Origin of the sequence: Imperialibacter sp. (assembly GCF_040222815.1) — a bacterium.
Classification (GTDB): domain Bacteria; phylum Bacteroidota; class Bacteroidia; order Cytophagales; family Cyclobacteriaceae; genus Imperialibacter.
The window spans coordinates 324,028-344,054 of sequence record NZ_JAVKCH010000057.1; the positions used below are offsets into that span (position 1 = coordinate 324,028).

The window sequence follows — 20,027 nt, forward strand, 5'->3', positions numbered from 1 at the left end:
TTAAACGAAAACTCAAAACATTTAATGAAATTAGTAAAATTAGGTATATCGTTTTCTCGGTTGCAAGGGTTGTTTAAATTAGCTTCAATAATCTTTCTTCTGATCGTCATTCTGGCTCCAAACGATCTGAAGTCGCAGTCCTTTGGGGATTTGAGCTCGATCAAAGTCGATTTGTTGACGGACCAACAAATTGAAGATCTTTTGATTAAGGCGGAGACTTTGGGTGTCTCACAAGATCGGTTGATTGCTTTGGCGCGCCAAAGAGGGATGCTTCCCGCCGAGCATGCGAAATTTGAAAAAAGAGTAATACAAGTTAGCAATGTGAGACTCAGGAGAGAGAAAAGACAAGAATCTTCAGCCGAAGCATTGCGAAAGACTCAAAGGTTTGGTAGCGACAACTTGTTTGAGTCAATAACGGGTCGTGATAGCTTGGGCTACGAATTAACTAGCCTTGAGAAGAAAATCTTTGGATATTCCATTTTTCACAATAAGCCTCTCGATTTTTCTCCCAATTTGAATATGCCTACGCCCAAGAACTATATTTTGGGCCCGGGCGACGAGGTTATAATCAATATTTACGGTGCGACAACCGACAGCTTCAAAGAAATCATAACTCCGGATGGAAAAATCAACATGAAATTTATCGGGTTGATAAATATCGGTGGACTGTCTGTTGAAGCCGCTATCTCATCGTTGACTAGCAAGTTAGGCAACTATTATTCGGGCCTCAGAGGAAACAATCCAAACACATTTCTGTCACTAACGCTCGGAAATGTAAGGACAATTAAAGTGAATATTGTCGGAGAGGTAAAAAGCCCTGGTACTTATTCATTGCCATCAGTGTCTACAGTCTTCAACGCCCTTTATGTGGCTGGCGGTCCTACTACCAATGGTACATTTCGGCATATTCAGGTGTACCGATCTGGCAAACTTGTTTCTGAAGTAGATACGTATCCATTTTTAACCAAAGGCGACGACAGCACTAACGTAAGGTTGGAAGATGATGACGTTATTCTAATTAGGCCTATTTCAAATAGAGTAGAAGTTATTGGGGCTACCAGAATACAAGGGCTTTTTGAAATGAGGCCTCATGAGACATTTGAAGATTTGATTTACTTCTCAGGTGGTTTCAATGAACTAGCCTATACTGAAATGATCACTGTTACCAGAGTAGGCGACGAAATGAAAACAGTTGAAACCCTCGACAAGGCACTACAGCAGCGGTTTTTCCCCAGAGATGGGGATATTTTTACTATTGGGGAAATTCAGGATAGGTTCTCGAACCGTGTTCAGGTACAAGGCCCAGTAGTTCGTCCGGGACAATATGAATTAACTGATGGGCTAACGATCGCTGAGCTGCTAAAAAAAGCCGGCGGACTTCAAGGCGATGCATTTTTGAGCAGAGCTACTTTATACAGGACTTCGGAGAACTTTACTCTCAGAGCTGCGTCAATAGATTTAGGCGCTGTACTTGAGGGGAAAACTGAGGATTTGGCTTTGCAAAACGAGGATTTGCTTAGTATTGTGAGCATTTTTGACCTTCGGGAGGAATACTCCGTGGAAGTTAGCGGCGAGGTTAATAAAGCGGGAAACTACCCATATGCCGAAAACATGACAATCGGTGATTTGCTACTCAGGGCAGGGGGTTTGAAAGAATCAGCTGCTAACTCAATTATAGAGATTGCAAGAAGAGTAAGCAACGACAATTCAGGAAAAATAGCTTCTATCATTACTTTTCCGATCAACAATAATTTGTCAATAGCCAATGAAGAAAGAGAGATTACTTTAAGTCCATTTGATCATGTTTTTGTTCGAAAAAGCCCTGGTTATCAGGAACAAAAGTTGGTAACCATTGAAGGGGAGGTTAATTATCCGGGAGAATATGCTCTCGATATTGTCACAATGAGAATATCAGACCTTGTAAAGCGAGCTGGCGGTTTAAATCAATTTGCTTATGCCAAGGGTGCAACGCTTCTGAGGAGGACAGAATATTATGAGCCTAAGCCAGAAGAAGAAATAAGGTTGGAGAAATTGACGGATTTGCAGGCAAATACCCTTAGAAAGGATGCTGAAAACATTGAATCTGAAAGGAAGATGCTTGAAAGATTGGATGCAAGGGTTACCCAGGGGAATGAGGCTGTTTTGATGAGTGAATTGAATCAGTCTGATGAGGAGCTTCTTGAGGAAGCCAGGACGGAAAGACTTATTCGTACAGGTACGGTCAAGGAAAAAGAAATGAAGGAGGCAGAATTGGTGGGTATAAATCTTGATGAGATTATTAAGAACCCAGGATCTCCTCATGATTTGATACTGAAAGATGGTGATTTACTAACCATTCCAAAAGAGCTACAGACTGTGAGGCTAAGAGGCGAAGTACTCTACCCAACAACGACTCGGTATGAAACTGGTAAAGGTTTAAAAGGATATATTGGAAATGCGGGGGGCTTCTCTGAAAATGCAAGTAGGAAGAGATCTTATGTTGTTTATGCTAACGGGGAAGTAAAGCGAACAAAACGATTTTTGGGGTTTAGATTTTACCCTCAAATTGACCCTGGAGCTGAAATTATAGTTCCACTTGCGCCAGCACGTAGACCTATTTCGATCCAGGAAATTGTCGGGCTTTCTACTAGCTTCCTGACGCTTTATTTACTGGTAAATTCTCAGGTGCTTAGGAATTAATGAGCTTTTTTATGAGAAATAAAAAAATTACTGTTAAAGAGACGTTTTCTGGTGACGAAATTGCTCTGCTTGATATTTTCTGGCTGTTTTATAACAGAAAAATTTATCTGGCTGCTTCAATTGTTCTTTTTCTTATAATTGGTGTGATTGTCGCAAGCACTACGCCAGTAGAATACGAGGCCACGGTTGAAATTTTATCGGAGGGTGGAGACGACGGAAGTGTTGGTGGGCTTAGTGACCTTATCGGTTTGGCGGGGGTTCGGACAAATCGAAGGTCAAGTGATGGAGGTTCTGGAAGTTTGGGATCGGACATGTACCCACAAATTCTTAAAAGCACTCCGTTTCTACTGGAATTGATGGATGAAGAATTCCAATTCAAAAAAAAGAAAAAAAGCGTATCTCTTTACGAATTTTTCCTTCAGCCTGCGCCAAAGCACTTCTTCGCTGAGGCAGCAGACTATTTGAAGGACTTGCCATTAAACATCAAGATTCTTTTCGGATTTGCGAAAAGTAAAGGCCAAGTAATTCCAAAACATGTCAGAAAGAAAATGGAAGATTATCCTTCGGTTCTCATTTTGTCTGGTGATGAAAAGAAAGTTATGACTCAGCTAAAAAAAAGGATAGGTATTGCTAGCGAGGGAAGAATTATTGGACTTACCGTAACAATGCCTGACAAAAATGTAGCCGCACAATTGAACACCGTAGTGATTGAAAAACTCATAACTTATCTCTCCAAATACAAAACAGAAAAGCTTCGATTGGATTTGGAGTTTATTAGAGAAAGGAAAATAGAGGCTGAAATTAAATATTTGAAGGCACAAAAGGAGTTGGCCATATTTCGTGATTCCAATCAGGGCAGGATGACCAAGCTGGCTGAATCAAAAGAGCAATACCTTAATTTTGAGTATACCCTAGCCTTTAATATTTACAACACGTTATCCAATCAGCTTGAGCAGGCTGAAATACAGGTAAAAAAAGAAACACCTCTTTTTTCTGAGTTTGAACCTGTCTCAATTCCAAGCAATCCTTCCGAGCCAATCGTAAGTAAAATAATCATTCTGTATACAGCGATGGGTGCGGCTGTTGGTTTTTTTATTCAGGTATTGATGCTGCTTGTCGCCTACTTCAAGGAACTGAGAATTACTCCTATAGACTAATCTATTATGCAAAAGGCCAGATTTTATTGGATTGTTTTTAACAATCGAGTAATTTTGTTACTCATAAATTCTCTTGCCATCGTCTCTTAACACTTCGAAAACCCACTTAACGCTTTTGACTGAGTTTTTCAATAACTCCGACGCTGAAAAATGACATGAAGGAATGTTTGAGGAGTTTGGAGAATGACCTAATTCGGAAACTAATCAATTTAAGTGGCTTGGTTATGCTGAGAATACTGATAGCCACGTCACCACCACCACTATATTGCGCAATGCTAAGAATAAGAACTCAGCATTTTTCTAAATTGGGGTAATGGTAAAGTCTTTCGCTATATCTGCCTGAGAAGATATCGGGTGACTTATAAGTTGGAGGGTGGGAATAGTGAGTAACGATGCTAAATGGATGGAAAAAGGATAAGCTAAAATGGTTATGATAGAAAATTCTTATTGCTCAGACCTAAAAGAGCCTTCGGAAAAGTTGAAATGACTAAAAAAGTGCAGATTTCGGGTAGTGTTTTTGAACGAGTAATCAATCATGACATGTTGGTTTGAATTAGCACTGGATAATGGTGTTGCTTTATTGTTCATGATTATAATTAAAAAGTTAGTTGATGAAAAAGGCATTAATTACAGGAGTTACTGGGCAGGACGGCGCCTATCTTGCTGAACTGTTGCTCAAAAAAGGGTACGAGGTTCACGGCATAAAAAGGAGAGCTTCGCTGTTCAACACGGACAGGATAGATCACCTGTATCAAGACCCCCATGTCGACCATCCAAAGCTTATTTTGCACTATGGTGATATGACGGATTCCATGAATCTGACAAGAATTATACAGGAGACACAACCAGATGAGATATACAATTTGGCGGCAATGAGCCATGTAAAGGTGAGTTTTGATACACCAGAATATACTGCAAATGCTGACGGCATTGGGACGCTGAGGATTCTTGAGGCCGTGAGACTTCTTGGTCTTGAAGGTAAAACAAGAATATATCAGGCGTCCACTTCTGAATTGTACGGATTGGTGCAACAGGTGCCTCAGTCAGAGACGACACCTTTCTACCCAAGGTCGCCTTATGCGGTTGCGAAGCTTTATGCCTACTGGATAACTGTGAACTACCGGGAAGCATACAATATGTTTGCTTGCAATGGAATTCTATTTAACCATGAGTCCCCCCTTCGTGGAGAAACCTTCGTTACTCGCAAGATCACAAGAGCCGCCGCAAAGATCGTTCTGGGTTTACAGCAAGACTTATTTGTTGGTAACCTTGATGCGAAAAGAGACTGGGGACATGCTAAAGACTATGTTGAAGCCATGTGGAGAATACTTCAACAGGACGTTGCTGAGGACTATGTGATTGCCACCGGAGTTACTACCAGTGTAAGAGATTTTATAAAAATGTCGTTTGCTCACGTTGGGCTTAACCTGGCTTTTCATGGAAATGGCCTAAATGAAGTTGGAGTTCTTGAATCAATGGATTCTGATAGGTTGATGAAGAAAGTTGGGAATTCAGATCTCCCCGAAGGATTAAAAGTAGGAGACACTTTAGTAAAAGTAGATCCACGATATTTTAGGCCAACTGAAGTTGACCTTCTCATTGGAGACCCTGCAAAAGCTAATAGCAAGTTGGGGTGGACTCCTAAATACCAACTGAAAGGTCTTGTAGAAGAAATGATGGATTCGGATGTTAAGCTTTTTCAAAGAGACATCCATTTGCTTAATGCAGGACACAAGGTTTTAAAACAGGCAGAGTAAGGTGGAGAGTAATACCAGATATTGGGATAGTATTATTAAGCCAAGGTCGAGTTTGTTTGACCTGCAGCTAATGGACGTGTGGAGGTACAGAGATTTACTCCTAATGTTTGTTAAGCGGGACTTTATTTCGTTGTATAAGCAGACAATCTTAGGGCCACTCTGGTTTCTCATTCAGCCGATTTTTACAATGACGGTTTATGTAATTATTTTTGGCGGGTTTGCCAGAATCCCGACTGAAGGGGTGCCAGCACCCTTGTTTTACCTATTGGGAATTTTAACCTGGAGCTATTTCTTAGACTGCCTTAACAAGACATCCAACGTGTTTCGTGAAAACCAATCAATTTTCGGAAAAGTATATTTTCCGAGACTTATAATGCCTCTAAGCATCGTGCTGTCAAGCTTGGTTAGGTTTGGTATTCAGTTGTTCCTTTTTCTTTTAGTATTCATTTATTTTTGGTCGACTGGATCCGATATAGGACCAAACTCCTACATCCTCATTTTTCCTATTTTTATTTTGTGTACTGCCTGCCTCGGCATGGGCCTCGGAATGATTGTCTCCGCCATGACAACAAAGTACAGAGATATAGCCTATTTAGTCGCCTTTGGGTCACAGTTATTGATGTATGCTACGCCTGTTGTCTATCCTCTATCCTTTGTTCCGGAAAAATACAAGCCAATAATAGCGGCGAATCCAATGACACAGGTCATTGAGGGCGTAAGGTTTGGCTTGCTTGGCAAGGGGCACTTTGAACTGATGAATCTTCTCTACCTGGGTGTAATTTCTGTTTTAGTGCTCCTTATTGGCATACTGACATTTAAGCAAGTAGAAAAAACCTTTGTTGATACCATATGAGTAATGTTGTAATCGACGTAAAGGGCCTTGGAAAAGCCTACCAGCTTGGGCAGTTTAGTACTGGTACATTGGCTAACGATGTCAAAAGATGGTGGGCTCTTTCACGAGGCAAAGAGGATCCGTTTTTGAAGATTGGAGAAGCAAATGATCGAAGCAAAAAAGGAGATTCTGATATAGTTTGGAGCCTTAAGGACATTAGCTTTGATATTAAACAGGGTGATTCGGTCGGTATTATTGGTCGAAATGGAGCAGGTAAAAGCACACTGTTGAAAGTGCTGTCGCATGTTACGTCTCCGACGACTGGAGTTGTTAAAGTCAAAGGGAGAATTGCCAGTTTGCTGGAAGTCGGTACGGGTTTCCATCCTGAACTGACAGGCAGAGAAAATATTTTTCTGAACGGTGCCATTCTCGGGATGAGTAAACTGGAAATAAAATCGAAATTTGATGAAATAGTTGATTTTTCGGGAGTTGAACGATATATAGATACTCCGGTTAAGCGCTACTCTTCTGGAATGTATGTTCGTTTGGCATTTGCCGTAGCAGCTCATTTGGAAAGTGAAATTCTAATAGTGGACGAAGTTTTGGCTGTTGGTGACGCAGAGTTCCAAAAGAAGTGCCTGGGTAAAATGGGGCACATAAGCAAGGGAGAAGGGCGAACTGTTCTCTTTGTAAGCCACAACATGAGTGCAGTAACTAATTTGTGCACACAAGGCATCGTGCTTAGAAATGGACAAATGGAATTCAACGGGTCAATACAAGGGGCTATGCAAAGCTATTTGCAGCAATTCTCCGAATCTCAGACCCAAGTGAACTACACGCCAGAAACCGGTCCTGGCAATGAGTCAGCTAGATTATTAATGGCAAAAGTATCTGGCGCAAATAAGAAGGATGTGTTAAGAATAAATGAAAGCTTGCTGCTTGAGTTTGAGCTGGCTGTAAACAAGCAATTCTCAGGGGAGTGCCTTGATATTACCTACCATTTAGTAGACGAACTAGGTAATCTAGTTTTTGTAGCTACTACAGACTCTCACATTGACTGTAAAGGAAAATTTAAGACTGCTGCATCGTGTGTTATCCCGCCAAATCTTATGAATACTGGCATTTACAATATCAGCCGACTATTGTTAGTTAGGAATAAAGGTCAGGTGTTAACAGAGTTTAATGACATAATTCAGTTCGAACTAGTTGAACAAGAAAAACAGGAGCTTGGCTGGCGTGGTCAAAAAGAAGGGATTGTGAAACCAGACCTTAAATGGGTCATCAGTTGATATGATACCAGTAACAAAGCCGTTTTTACCCCCAATAGAAGAATATCAGTCCTTAATTGCTGATGTGTGGCAACGACAGTGGCTCACCAATAATGGGCCTCTGGTAAATGAGCTTGAGCTGCAATTGAAGACAAGATTGGATATTCCCCACTTGCTGTACGTAACAAATGGCACAATTGCCTTACAGCTAGCTATTAAAGCCTTGAATCTTCGGGGGGAGATAATAACCACTCCCTTTAGTTATGTGGCAACCTGTAGCAGCATCATCTGGGAAGGCTGCACGCCCATTTTTGTTGATATTAATTCAAAGGACTTTAACATAAACCCAGAGTTGATTGAAGCTTCAATCACTCCTAAAACGACTGCAATATTAGCTACGCATGTATTTGGAAATGCCTGTGATATTGAGGCGATTGGTAAAATAGCAGACAAGCACAATTTGAAAGTTATCTACGATGCAGCTCATTGCTTTGGAACAACTTATAAGAGTCAATCTATTTTCAAATTTGGGGACGTAAGTACCACGAGTTTTCACGCTACAAAGCTGTTCCATACAGTTGAAGGCGGCGCTGTTTTTACAAAAGATTCAGACCTGTTAAAGAAACTGGCCTTTCTTAGAAACTTTGGCCATCACGGGCCTAAAGAATTTGCGGAGGTAGGGATCAATGGCAAGAACTCTGAACTGCATGCAGCTATGGGTCTATTGAATCTAAACTATTTAGACGAAATTTTACAAAGGAGGAAGCAGCAGAGTCTTCATTATATTGAGAAACTAAGACATAGTGTAATCCAATTTCCAACTTTAAACAAGGATACAAGGTATAACTATGCATACTTTCCTGTTGTTTTTCAAAGTGAGGCACAAACACTGAAAGTTATTCAAGATCTCGAAGCCAATAGAATTTCCCCAAGAAGGTATTTTTACCCTTCGTTAAACACCATCGATCTTTTCGGTAGGTCTTCATGCCCAGAAAGTGAATTAATTGCTAGCAAAGTGCTTTGCCTCCCACTCTACCATACCCTTACTTTGACAGATGTGGATTATATATGTCGCATCATTCTGCGAACAATAAATAATTAATATGAAAGTGGCTATCATGCAACCCTACTTTCTTCCATATGTAGGGTATTTTCAATTGATCAATGCGGTTGATAAGTTCGTTATTTATGACAACATTGAATTCACAAAGAAAGGATGGATCAATCGCAACAGATTTTTAGTTAATGGTGGAGACGAATTTTTCACCTTGCCATTAAAGAAAGATTCAGACTATTTGCAAGTAAAAGAAAGGCTTTTAGCCGATTCGTTTGAATCTGACAGAGCCAAAATCCTTAGAAAAATAAAGGAAGCTTATCGCAAGGCCCCCTTTGCCGATAAAACATATCCAATACTGGAGGATATATTTAATTATCAGTCCAAAAATCTCTTCGATTATATTCTTAACTCCGTCCGCATCGTTTGTAATCAATTTGGAATACAGACAGAAATCGTGATCTCTTCCTCCATAGATATCAATCATCAATTAAGGTCAGAAAGCAAAGTAATTGAAATTTGTAAGAAAATTGGAGCTAGCGCTTATATTAATCCTATTGGTGGTGTTGAGCTATATTCAAGTTCAAAATTTGCCTTGGATGGGATAGAGTTAAGTTTTTTAAAGGCGAGTCCTTTTGAGTATTCGCAGTTTCAAAATGCTTTTGTGCCATGGCTCTCTATTTTGGATGTGATGATGTTTGTTTCTGTAGATGAGATAGTTGATCGATTGATCAATAACTATACATTAGTGTCTAACTAAACATGAACTTTAACTGGAAAAAGTTAGGGAGGGTATTTAACCCTTTGGAAGTACAAGGAAAATCTTTTTTGAAGGAGTTTGCTCAAGCTCCTTCTGTAGTCATTTTTGATGCTTTCGTTAGAGTATATTTTTCATGTAGACCCTCACCCGACAGGAATGGTCAATACGTAAGCTATTCTGCATATGTGGATTTAGATAAGAACGACTTGTTCAACATCATCCGGGTTAGCGATGAGCCAATTTTAAAACTTGGCGAGTTGGGCACGTTTGATGAGTTCGGTACCTATCCGGTATCTGTAGTGAAGTGTGATAATGAGTATCGTGCTTATTATGCTGGATGGACAAGGTGTGAATCTGTCCCTTTCAATGTGGCAATTGGAATGGCAGTAAGTCATAACGAAGGTATAACTTTTAACAAAATGGGAAACGGGCCGATACTATCCTACACCCCAGATGAGCCATTTATTCTAAGTGGTCCAAAAATCAGGTTCTTTAATAACAAATGGTACCTTTTCTACATAGCTGGTCGCAGGTGGGTGCTTGACAATGGGAAGCCCGAACCTGTCTACAAAATCAGAATGGCAACGTCAGACGACGGGTATAACTGGACAAAACACAACAGCGACCTAATTCTTGATATACTTGACGAAAATGAGGCCCAGGCAAGCCCCGATGTGATTTTTCTAAACGGAAAATATCACATGTTTTTTTGCTATAGATACGGTACAGGATATAGGGGAAAAGAAAGGGGCTACCGGATTGGCTATGCGTCCAGTGCTGACTTGATTAGCTGGGAAAGAGAAGATATAAAAGCAGGCATCGATGTTTCCGCAACTGGATGGGATTCAGAAATGGTCAGTTATCCTCATGTTTTTGAACTTGGTGGCAAAGTTTATATGCTCTACCTGGGCAATCAAGTTGGTAGAGAAGGGTTTGGCATCGCTGAATTGACTTAATGCGGCTACAATATGAAGTGGAAAAAGAAAGGTAAGCTATTTGATCCTACCAATCATGGTTTGAACTTTGAGTGTACTGACTATGCGCAGTCTCCACAAACAATTGTGTTCAAAGAGCACGTTAGAATCTATTTTTCAACCAGAAAGAAAGACCAAACAGGGAAGTTTCTTAGTGAAATAGCATTTGTTGACCTTGATAAGGAGCTAAAGGAAATCATAAACTTTTCGAAAAATGAGGTGATTCCTCTCGGAAAACTGGGTTGTTTTGATGAGCACGGAATCTTTCCTATTAACCCGTTATTACATAATGGTCAAATCATGGCCTATACATGTGGTTGGAACAGAAGAGTATCGGTCTCTGTTGACACGTCAACAGGCCTCGCTATTAGTGACGATAACGGCGATACATTTAAAAAAATAGGAGACGGCCCAGTGCTTTCTTCTTCGTTGAAAGAGCCTATGCTTGTGGGAGACTCTTTTGTTAAGGTTTTCGACGGCGTTTTTCACATGTGGTATATTTTCGGGAAAAATTGGATAGAAGCGCAAAATGAAGAGCCTCCGGCCAGAGTGTATAAAATTGCGCACGCTACCTCCAACGACGGAGTAACCTGGGAAAAAAAAGATGGCGTTGAGATTATTGGTAACGTTATCGATGAAAATGAGTGTCAGGCGCTTCCAACAGTCATTAAGCATAACGGCTACTACCATATGTACTTTTGCTTCAGGCACGCCACAGATTTCAGAAAAAACCCAGAGAGAGGATATCGAATAGGATACGCATATTCCCATGACCTGGTTAACTGGATCAGAGATGACTCTACAGGAGGAATAGAGAAGTCGGAGAGTGGATGGGACTCTGAAATGATGTGTTATCCGCATATTTTTACCGTAGAAGATGAGATTTACATGCTTTATAATGGCAACGAGTTCGGCAAATACGGTTTTGGATTGGCACAATTGATCGACACTTAAGAATTCTAAAAATTGGAATCAACTGAATTACTTTTTCGAATAAATGCTGCAGGGTGGTTGGATATTGCCAATCATTTAAATGAATGCAAAGAAAATTTCAGCCCCTCTTTGGACACCAAAGTGAATATTAATGAGTACGCAACTAAAATACGTTCGAATGCTGTCACTTTTGAAGCGTGGGCCGAAGACAGGCTTGTTGGCTTAGTGGCAGCGTATTTTAATGACGCAAGCCGTGGCATAGGTTATATAACCAACGTAAGTACGATTAAAGCCTATTTTGGAATGGGTATAGCAGGTAGTTTGCTATTCAATTGTATCGAATACGGGAGGGAAAGAAACTACCATAAAATCAGCCTGGAAGTTAATAGTCAGGCAAAGCCTGCAATTCATCTATATAAAAAGTATAATTTTGAAGCTAGTCACAAGGGCGGTGAAGTATTAAAAATGAGTTTGAAATTGAATAGAAACAGTATGAAGGACAGGGATTATAACAAAGAGTTAAAAGATACCAGCGATCACAAATATGCGTATGATTTCGACTTTGACGTAATGCATGGCTTCATGCTCAAATCGTTTACCAATTTTTTCAGACCTGGGTCTTTACTCGAATTAGGAAGCTTCAAGGGAGACTTTACGAAGAGGCTGGTGCCCCATTTTGATGATATAACTTGTGTAGAAGCTTCGGATGAGGCCATTCAGTTAGCAAAAAAGGAGCTTGGCGGTAAAGTTAAGTTTATTAATTCGCTGTTTGAGAGTCTTGAATTGAATGAAAAATATGACAACGTCATACTTACTCACGTACTGGAGCATATTGATGATCCGGTTTTAGTGCTAAAAAAGATAAATGATCAGTGGCTGTCTGACAATGGTCGGCTTTTTCTAGTTTGCCCTAACGCCAACGCACCTTCAAGGCAGATAGCAGTGAAAATGGGGCTTATTTCTCATAATTCTGCCATTACACCTGCGGAAAGTGAGCATGGCCATCGCATTACCTATACTCTTGATACCCTCGAGCGAGATGCAAAAGCTGCTGGCTTAAACGTCGTTTTCCGAACGGGCATCTTTTTTAAAGCACTAGCAAACTTTCAATGGGACAGGCTCCTGCAAACGGACATTATAAGCAATGAGTATCTGGAAGGTTGCTACCAGCTCGGGCATCAGTACCCTGATCTTTGTTCAAGTATTTTTCTTCTCTGTGAAAAGGGTAAATAACTGGTAAATGATTCCTGTTCTTTCAATTTGCTTGATCACCTACAATCATGAAGCTTACATCAGGGACGCACTTAATGGGGTCTTCATGCAAAAAGTGAACTTTCCTTTTGAGCTCATTATTGCAGATGATTTTTCAACTGATGGAACACGTCAGATAATCAAGGAATACAAAGATCGGTATCCTGAAAAAATTAGGTTGATTTTTCAGGAGCAAAATGTGGGCCCAGCAAGAAATTGGATGGATTTGATCACCAGCCCTGTGGGTAAGTACATCGCTTATTTTGAAGGAGACGATTTTTGGACCGATCCTAATAAGTTGCAAACCCAGATTGATTTTTTAGAAACTCACCCGGCTTTCGTTGGCTGCTTTCACAATACCGAGGAGCGATATGAAGGCGACTATACAAAAGCGTCTTTCTTGTATTGTAATTTCAGCGGAGCCAAAGAACACACATTTAGTGATATCACCTTTAGCAATGCAATGCCTACCTGTTCGGTGATATTTAAGAATTATCTTATTGATAAATATCCTGAGTTTTTTTTCCAGGCAAAACTGGGAGATTGGCTACTTCATCTTTTGAACGCTCAACATGGCGACTATTATTATATTCCTACTGTAATGGGTGTTCATCGGTTGCATATGAATAGCGTATGGGGTATGCAAGATCATCATAAAAATGTTTTGAAAATCCAGAACGCATACGAACTGATGATTGATTCTGGATATTTTTCAGATGAACATACGGAACTTCTAAAAAGTGGATTTGAAGCCTTTAAGACCGTACATTTTCCGGTGAAGAAAAGTGTTCGTCAAACGGCCGCTAAGCGTTTGGCGGATTACTTAAACAGGTATTCCCAGTAGAGGTTTATGAAGGCAGTCCTAAAGAAAATTTATCGACTATTATACCCAGAAAAGCGTGAGCCTAGTTCGGTAGAAAAATATGTCGACTATATACAAAAAGAAGAAGATTCGATTCTGAAAAGTGTTGGTCTGAGATTTGATCGAGAGGAAATGTTAGAAAAAAGGCCTTACCTCACAATCGGAAAAAGGTGCCTAATAACTGCTAGTTTCGTTTTTGAAACAGAAAAGGGCGAAGTCGTGATTGGCGATAATGTACATATTGGAGGGGCTACCTTTATTAGCAGAAACAAGATAGAAATTAGAGATGACGTGACATTAGCCTGGGGCATCACGGTTTATGATCATAATTCTCATAGCGTACATTGGGAGGAAAGGAAAAACGATAATCGTCAATGCTATGAAGACTATATTCGATACCATGGGGATAATCTGGTCAATAAGGATTGGTCAAATGTAGTAAGTAAGCCAATTTTAATTGAAAGTAAAGTGTGGATAGGATTTAATGTTACTATTCTGAAGGGTGTAACGATTGGAGAAGGGTCAGTTATAGGGGCAGGAAGTGTAGTAGCCAAAGACATTCCCCCATGGTCAGTAGCTGTGGGAAATCCGGCCCAGGTTATTCGGACATTAAAAAAAAGCGGCTGTTAGATGAAAATACTTATAATTGGCTCGGAAGGATTCATCGGAAAATCATTGATGAGATATTTGCAACTTCAGCAACATGACATTTGGTCTGCTGATATTCAAAAAAAAGTGGATTGCCCAGAGTACTTTCAGACAACAACGCCAGAAGCCTTTGATGATATTTTCCAGAATAACCAATTCGAGGTATGTATCAACTGTGCCGGGTCAGCATCTGTCCCATTCAGCATTTCAGAACCCCTAGTTGACTTTACGCTGAACGTCCATTTGGTGGCAAACATTCTCAACGCTATTCTTAAATGGAACCACGATTGCAAATTTCTTCAACTTTCAAGTGCTGCCGTCTATGGTAATCCAAAAGTCCTTCCAATACAAGAAAGTGAGGCGTTGTCACCTGTTTCTCCGTATGGAATTCATAAGATGCATGCTGAACAAATTTGTCAGTACTTCAACAAATATTTTAAACTACATACTGGGGTTGTCAGAATCTTCTCAGCTTACGGTGTTGGTTTAAAAAAACAACTTTTTTGGGATGTTTTTAATAGGATTGAGAGCAACAGCAGTCTTCAGTTTTTTGGAACTGGGAATGAAACACGAGACTTCATAAACATTGATGATGTCACACGGGCAATTGGGTTTATTGCCGATAAAGGCGCCTTTGAAGGTGAAATATATAATCTCGCTGTCGGAAAGCAAACCACAATAAGAGACGCTATCCAAAGCTTTCTGGAAGTCATGAAATGTGATAGACCGATTACCTTTAGCGGGGAAAACAGGATGGGTGACCCGCTGTTTTGGGAAGCAGATATACGTAAAATTTCAGCGCTAGGATTTTCGCCGCAAGTGTCTTTAAATGAAGGGTTGAAAAATTACGCATTATGGCTAAAAGGCTGAAAATTGGATTGTTTGTTGATAATTCTGATCTCTGGACAGGTGGGCTGTATTATATTATCAATATTGTACATGCTCTGAAATCTTTGCCGAAAGAAAAGCAACCCTGGATTACCCTTTTTTATAAAAGAGACTTCGAATTGACCTTTCTAAAGGAAGTAAACTATCCGTTTATAGATTTTGTAGATGCCACTAGAAAATACTCTGTTTTTGAAAGAGTGGTTAATAAAATTTTCTACCTTCTCTCGAAGCGGCTTTTTTTTCCTAAGAAATTTCGCTCAACCATAGTAGACGTTATTTATCCGAATGCAGGATTTCATAAGGAGCTCGCAGCGATCCAGAATCAGTTGTGGTGGATCCCGGATTTTCAGGAAAAGTATTATCCCGATTTTTTTACTCTTGAGGAGTTAACTCAGAGAAATGAATGGCAGGGAAAATTGGCGGCTAGTAAAACCAACATTGTCTTTAGTAGTCAGAATGCTTTGAACGACTTTAAGAATTTTTTTCCACAGAGTGCGGCCAGGTTGCACCTGGTGAGGTTTGCTGTATCTCATTCAACAATTGATTTTGAAGTTATTTACAAGGAATGTTCTAAAATCTACAACCTACCGCAGAAGTATTTTCTAGTAGCGAACCAATTATGGAAGCATAAGAACCATTCACTCGTAATCGAAGCTATGGAACTGCTGTCAAAAAGCGACAGTTCAATTAGAATTGTTTTCACTGGCAAAGAGTCGGACTATCGAGATCCTAATTATCCAGTAAGACTAAAAGAAAAAATTTCCGAAAAGGGGTTGCAAAATAATTTCTTGTGGTTAGGCTTTATCCCCAAGGAACACATGCTTACTATTATGAATTACGCTCATGCGGTTATTCAGCCATCATTGTTTGAAGGCTGGAGTACTGTTATCGAGGATGGGAAGTCACTAGGAAAGCAGATAGTAGCTTCCGATTTTCCGGTTCATGTTGAGCAACTGGGAGACAAAGGGCTTTTTTTTCAAAAGAATAGCGCTGGGGAACTTGCCTTGCAAATGAAAATTGTATGGGCGGAGTCAAGAAAGTCTATTTCTTATGACTATGAGTCAGATGTAATTCGTTTTGGGCGAGACTTTCTCGATGTAGCGACTATGGTTAAAGCAAGCCAGGATGTATAAGGTATCTATTGTCACGGTCAATCTGAATAATGCGCCAGGCCTTGAAAAGACTATAAAGAGCGTTGTCGACCAAACGTATGCTGACATTGAATACATCGTTGTAGATGGGGCCTCAATGGATGCAAGTTTAGATGTAATTAGGCAGCATGAGTCAGGGATTTCACGCTGGATAAGCGAACCGGACAGTGGTGTTTACAACGCCATGAATAAAGGAATTGAATTATCGACAGGCGACTATTTATTGTTCCTAAACAGTGGCGACCTATTACGCACGGAAACAGTCATTGAAGAATTGATTCCCTATTTGGGTTTGAACGATATTGTTTATGGAGATCTTTTGGTGGTTACCAGCGAAGAACAATACCTAAAAGAATATCCAGACGAACTAAAGTTCAGCTATTTTTTCCACGAATCGCTACCTCACCCCGCTACATTCATAAAACGCTCAACATTTAACGTTGTAGGTTTATATAATGAAAAAAACAAAATTGTTTCAGACTGGGAATTCTTCTTATTAGGCCTTGTTAAACATGGACTCTCATATGCGCACGTACCTAAATGTGTCTCAACTTTTCAGTTTGACGGATTAAGCTCAAAGCCGGGGAATATTGGATTGCAAGTTAGTGAGCGTGAAAAAATATTGAAGAAGGAGTTTCCTTTACTTATTCAAGACTATGAATTGCTATCCCAAATTCAGAAAAATTATGCAGGAATAAAGAAGAGTAGAGTCGTTAAGCTTCTGAGAGCAATTGGTTTTTTAAGATCGATCAGATTGGATTTATTCTAAAAATATGAGCTTTATTGGCCGTGATCCCTTGGTTTCAATAATCGTAATTTGCTATAACCAGCAGGATTATATTTTGGAGACGCTAAAGAGTATCCAACTTCAAACGTACGTGAATTGGGAGGTTTTGATTGTCGACGACGGAAGTGTTGACATGACGGGTCAAATAGCCAAGGCTTTTTGCGACAGTCATACCAAATTTGAATATTTCAAAAAGGTCAATGGAGGTCCATCCAGCGCAAGGAATTATGGAATAGCTAAGTGTAGAGGGGAACTAATTTTGCCGGTTGATGGCGATGACAAAATTGCTGAGAGCTATTTGAAGCTGGCAGTTGCAAGATTCCAGGATCACCCCGAAACTGACTTAGTTTATTCCAGTGCTGAGTTTTTCGGAGAGAAATCAGGAAGATGGAACCTTTGCGAATATGCTTTTAAGTCATTACTTCTTGAGAATTCTATTTTCTGCTCAAGCGTTTTTAAGCGAGAAAGGTTTACTGAAATTGGAGGTTATGATGAAGAATTCGTGTCCGGTTATGAAGACTGGGAATTTAACATTAGGTATTTGAATGAATGTTCGGTAGTCTATCAGATTCCTGAAGTATGCTTTTACTACAGGATCAAGGAAGGTTCGAGGGATGACAAGTTGCGAGGAGATAAGTCGGAACTTGAAAAAGTAAGAAAAAGAATATTTGAAAAGAATATAGGTTCTTACTGGAGAATTTTTGGCGACACCATTGATCATATAAAGTTCGTTGAGGCCAATATGAGTCGAGTTGAGAAATTGGATAACTTTGTCAAGCATAACCCGATAGGGCGTTTGCTTTATGCCTTTGTCAAGCTAATACGCTAAATCGACTTATAGCCACACATTTATTGAAGGTTACTTATTATTTAGTAAGAAAAAATACATTAGTGTCGGAAACAGTTGCAATTATCATTCCCGCTTACAAGCCGGACTACATTATTGAATGTCTTGATTCTATTTTTTCGCAAACTTCGTTAGATTTTAACCTTTACGTCGGGGATGATGCAAGTCCACACAATATCTATCAATTATTGCAGTCACATCAATACCTTGACAGGCTTCATTATAAGCGATTCGACGAAAATCTTGGAGGAAGCTCACTGGTTAAACACTGGGAAAGATGTGTCTCTATGACCGACGGCGAACCGTGGGTCTGGATGTTTTCAGATGACGATTTAATGGATCCTCATTGTCTCGAATCCTTCAAGGAAGCCTTGCAAGCTGCTCCAGGCTATGATGTTTATAAATTTGCATCTAGTAAAATAGACCGTCAAGGAAATGTTTTGAGGCGGAACAAATTTCCGGATGTAATGTCAACAGAGGAGTTTTTGAATATAAGGTTGAGAGCGCAAGAGGAAAGCTATATGGTTGAGTACATTTTTTCCAGAAAAGCATATAAAATGGTTGGCGGTTTTCCACAGTTACCCCTTGCTTGGGCAGCTGATGATCTATTTTGGTCTAAAATTTCTATGAAAACAGGAATCAAGTCCATAAACGATGCGCAAGTCTTTTGGAGATATAGTGGTGATAATATTTCGAGTGATAAAGGTTCTTCCACAGCAAGCCTTAAGATGCAAGCTTGTTACCAGTTCATTGAGTGGATATATGGTCAAAAAAGGGTTCTCCATTCGCTGGAAAACAATAATTTGCCAATTAAATGGTTCCTACATCAATTAGGGACGCTAAAAAATTCACTCAGTGCCGTCGAAGTTTGGAGGATAATCGGCAAGGCTTGGCGGTTTGATTCTATAATTCATTTTCGTGCAATTTCTTATTTGATTGACACTAGAATCACAAGATGGGTAAGAAAGTACTTATAGTTTCCACATTTGATATATATCCGGCGGATGCCGGAAATAAACTAAGGATAATTAGTGTTAGCGAACAATTAAAGAAAATGGGGCTCCAGGTGCATTTTCTAATTTTTGGAGTAGGGATCAAAGTACACGAAGCAACTGCACAACTATATGAAGGAAATGTATTTGTTGCGAATTCAAGTGCCACAACCTTTTCAGCCAGTGTCATCTTTAAAGTATCCACAGCCCGAAAGCTAGTTTGTACTTTCTTTGCCCGACTTAAAATTCTTTTAGAGTTTGGTCTAACTTCTTTTAGGTTCAATAAGCCGTTGAGACATTATCAGTATAGTCATCATTCCGCTTTTATAAAAGAGCATACCTCCAAGAACAGCTATGATGTCGTAATCGTAAATTATGCCATAAATGCCTATCTGTTAAGATTATTTCCACGTTCAACTCTAAAAATTATCGATACTCATGACGTACTCACCGACCGTTTCAAAGAGTATGTTCAGCAGGGTCTGAAGCCTACGGACTGGTATAGTCTGACACCAAAGGAAGAAAGAGAGGCTTTGAGCGAGGCAGATGTAGTATGGGCTATTACTCAAGAAGATCAGCTTTTTTTTGAACGGCTTTTTTTCTCCACCCGCTCCCCTAGAATTGTTGAAGTTGGATATTTAACAAAAATCAATCGCCTAGAGCCTAGCCAGTCTCAGGATATCCTTTTTGTTGGCTCCGGCAACCCAATTAATTTTCATGGAATTAATTGGTTTATCGAGAGCATCTGGAAGGATTTGAAACAACAGTGTCCTGATGCTCAGTTACTTATTGCAGGGTCAATTTGCGATGAGAAAGAAAAAATTAGATCTCTGTCTGGTATTTTCTTTTTAGGTAGGCTTCAACATGTAGAGGAGGCTTATGCGCAGGCGGACATATGCATCAATCCTATGCAAATGGGCACGGGACTTAAAATTAAATCTGTGGAAGCGCTTTCATTTGGCAAAGTATTATTAACAACATCAGCCGGCGCTACAGGCATTAGGCATCTTAACGACAGCCATTTCTTTTGTTCTGATGAATCGGGTGAGTGGCGAAAAGAGCTAGTGGAAATTTTAGGGGGAACTAAAAAAAGAAGTATGTATATGATTAAATCTGTGGAGATAGTGGAGTCGCTAAATTCGCTGGCTAAAAGAAATATGGCTTTGTCATTGTAGGAATGAGATAAT

The 20,027-nt window shown here is 39.9% G+C and carries 18 protein-coding genes; all 18 read left to right on the forward strand.

The window, feature by feature from the left end; all coding sequences use genetic code 11:
- Positions 1 to 24: 24 nt before the first annotated feature.
- Positions 25 to 2,679: an SLBB domain-containing protein gene (locus RIF36_RS27435; RefSeq protein ID WP_350072673.1), complete on the forward strand. Its 2,655-nt coding sequence runs from the start codon at positions 25 to 27 to the stop codon at positions 2,677 to 2,679.
- Between the two features lie 11 nt (positions 2,680 to 2,690).
- Complete coding sequence (locus RIF36_RS27440) at positions 2,691 to 3,836, forward strand: Wzz/FepE/Etk N-terminal domain-containing protein (RefSeq protein WP_350072671.1); 1,146 nt, start codon at positions 2,691 to 2,693, stop codon at positions 3,834 to 3,836.
- Between the two features lie 611 nt (positions 3,837 to 4,447).
- Positions 4,448 to 5,593: a GDP-mannose 4,6-dehydratase gene (gene gmd / locus RIF36_RS27445; protein ID WP_350072669.1), complete on the forward strand. Its 1,146-nt coding sequence runs from the start codon at positions 4,448 to 4,450 to the stop codon at positions 5,591 to 5,593.
- Positions 5,594 to 5,696: 103 nt separating this feature from the next.
- Positions 5,697 to 6,446: an ABC transporter permease gene (locus tag RIF36_RS27450; RefSeq protein ID WP_350149719.1), complete on the forward strand. Its 750-nt coding sequence runs from the start codon at positions 5,697 to 5,699 to the stop codon at positions 6,444 to 6,446.
- Positions 6,443 to 7,714, forward strand: a complete 1,272-nt coding sequence (locus RIF36_RS27455; protein WP_350122018.1) for an ABC transporter ATP-binding protein — start codon at positions 6,443 to 6,445, stop codon at positions 7,712 to 7,714. The genes RIF36_RS27450 and RIF36_RS27455 overlap by 4 nt, the downstream gene beginning before the upstream one ends.
- A gap of 1 nt (position 7,715) precedes the next feature.
- The gene (locus RIF36_RS27460) at positions 7,716 to 8,795 is read left to right on the forward strand and encodes a DegT/DnrJ/EryC1/StrS family aminotransferase (protein ID WP_350072666.1); all 1,080 of its coding nucleotides are present in this window, start codon (positions 7,716 to 7,718) and stop codon (positions 8,793 to 8,795) included.
- 1 nt (position 8,796) lies between these two features.
- On the forward strand, positions 8,797 to 9,507 hold the full coding sequence (locus RIF36_RS27465; protein WP_350072664.1) for a WbqC family protein: 711 nt from the start codon (positions 8,797 to 8,799) through the stop codon (positions 9,505 to 9,507).
- Positions 9,508 to 9,509: 2 nt separating this feature from the next.
- Positions 9,510 to 10,463 carry a glycoside hydrolase family protein gene (locus RIF36_RS27470; RefSeq protein WP_350149713.1) on the forward strand — a complete coding sequence of 318 codons (954 nt, stop codon included), beginning with the start codon at positions 9,510 to 9,512 and terminating at the stop codon, positions 10,461 to 10,463.
- 12 nt (positions 10,464 to 10,475) lie between these two features.
- Positions 10,476 to 11,435: a glycoside hydrolase family protein gene (locus RIF36_RS27475; RefSeq protein ID WP_350072660.1), complete on the forward strand. Its 960-nt coding sequence runs from the start codon at positions 10,476 to 10,478 to the stop codon at positions 11,433 to 11,435.
- Positions 11,436 to 11,447: 12 nt separating this feature from the next.
- Positions 11,448 to 12,647 (forward strand): GNAT family N-acetyltransferase, encoded by a 1,200-nt coding sequence (locus tag RIF36_RS27480; protein ID WP_350072658.1) that lies wholly within the window; start codon positions 11,448 to 11,450, stop codon positions 12,645 to 12,647.
- A 7-nt stretch (positions 12,648 to 12,654) separates the two neighbouring features.
- Complete coding sequence (locus tag RIF36_RS27485; protein WP_350072657.1) at positions 12,655 to 13,509, forward strand: glycosyltransferase; 855 nt, start codon at positions 12,655 to 12,657, stop codon at positions 13,507 to 13,509.
- A 6-nt stretch (positions 13,510 to 13,515) separates the two neighbouring features.
- On the forward strand, positions 13,516 to 14,157 hold the full coding sequence (locus RIF36_RS27490; RefSeq protein WP_350122014.1) for an acyltransferase: 642 nt from the start codon (positions 13,516 to 13,518) through the stop codon (positions 14,155 to 14,157).
- Positions 14,158 to 15,045 carry an NAD-dependent epimerase/dehydratase family protein gene (locus tag RIF36_RS27495; protein ID WP_350072653.1) on the forward strand — a complete coding sequence of 296 codons (888 nt, stop codon included), beginning with the start codon at positions 14,158 to 14,160 and terminating at the stop codon, positions 15,043 to 15,045.
- Positions 15,030 to 16,196 (forward strand): glycosyltransferase, encoded by a 1,167-nt coding sequence (locus tag RIF36_RS27500; protein ID WP_350122012.1) that lies wholly within the window; start codon positions 15,030 to 15,032, stop codon positions 16,194 to 16,196. Before RIF36_RS27495 ends, RIF36_RS27500 begins: the two co-directional genes overlap by 16 nt.
- A complete protein-coding gene (locus RIF36_RS27505) occupies positions 16,189 to 16,983 on the forward strand; it encodes a glycosyltransferase family 2 protein (protein WP_350122010.1) in 795 nt (264 codons plus the stop codon). The genes RIF36_RS27500 and RIF36_RS27505 overlap by 8 nt, the downstream gene beginning before the upstream one ends.
- A gap of 4 nt (positions 16,984 to 16,987) precedes the next feature.
- Positions 16,988 to 17,830: a glycosyltransferase family 2 protein gene (locus tag RIF36_RS27510; RefSeq protein ID WP_350122008.1), complete on the forward strand. Its 843-nt coding sequence runs from the start codon at positions 16,988 to 16,990 to the stop codon at positions 17,828 to 17,830.
- A gap of 23 nt (positions 17,831 to 17,853) precedes the next feature.
- A complete protein-coding gene (locus tag RIF36_RS27515; protein ID WP_350122006.1) occupies positions 17,854 to 18,825 on the forward strand; it encodes a glycosyltransferase family 2 protein in 972 nt (323 codons plus the stop codon).
- Complete coding sequence (locus tag RIF36_RS27520; RefSeq protein WP_350072643.1) at positions 18,804 to 20,015, forward strand: glycosyltransferase; 1,212 nt, start codon at positions 18,804 to 18,806, stop codon at positions 20,013 to 20,015. The genes RIF36_RS27515 and RIF36_RS27520 overlap by 22 nt, the downstream gene beginning before the upstream one ends.
- The last annotated feature ends 12 nt before the right edge of the window (positions 20,016 to 20,027 follow it).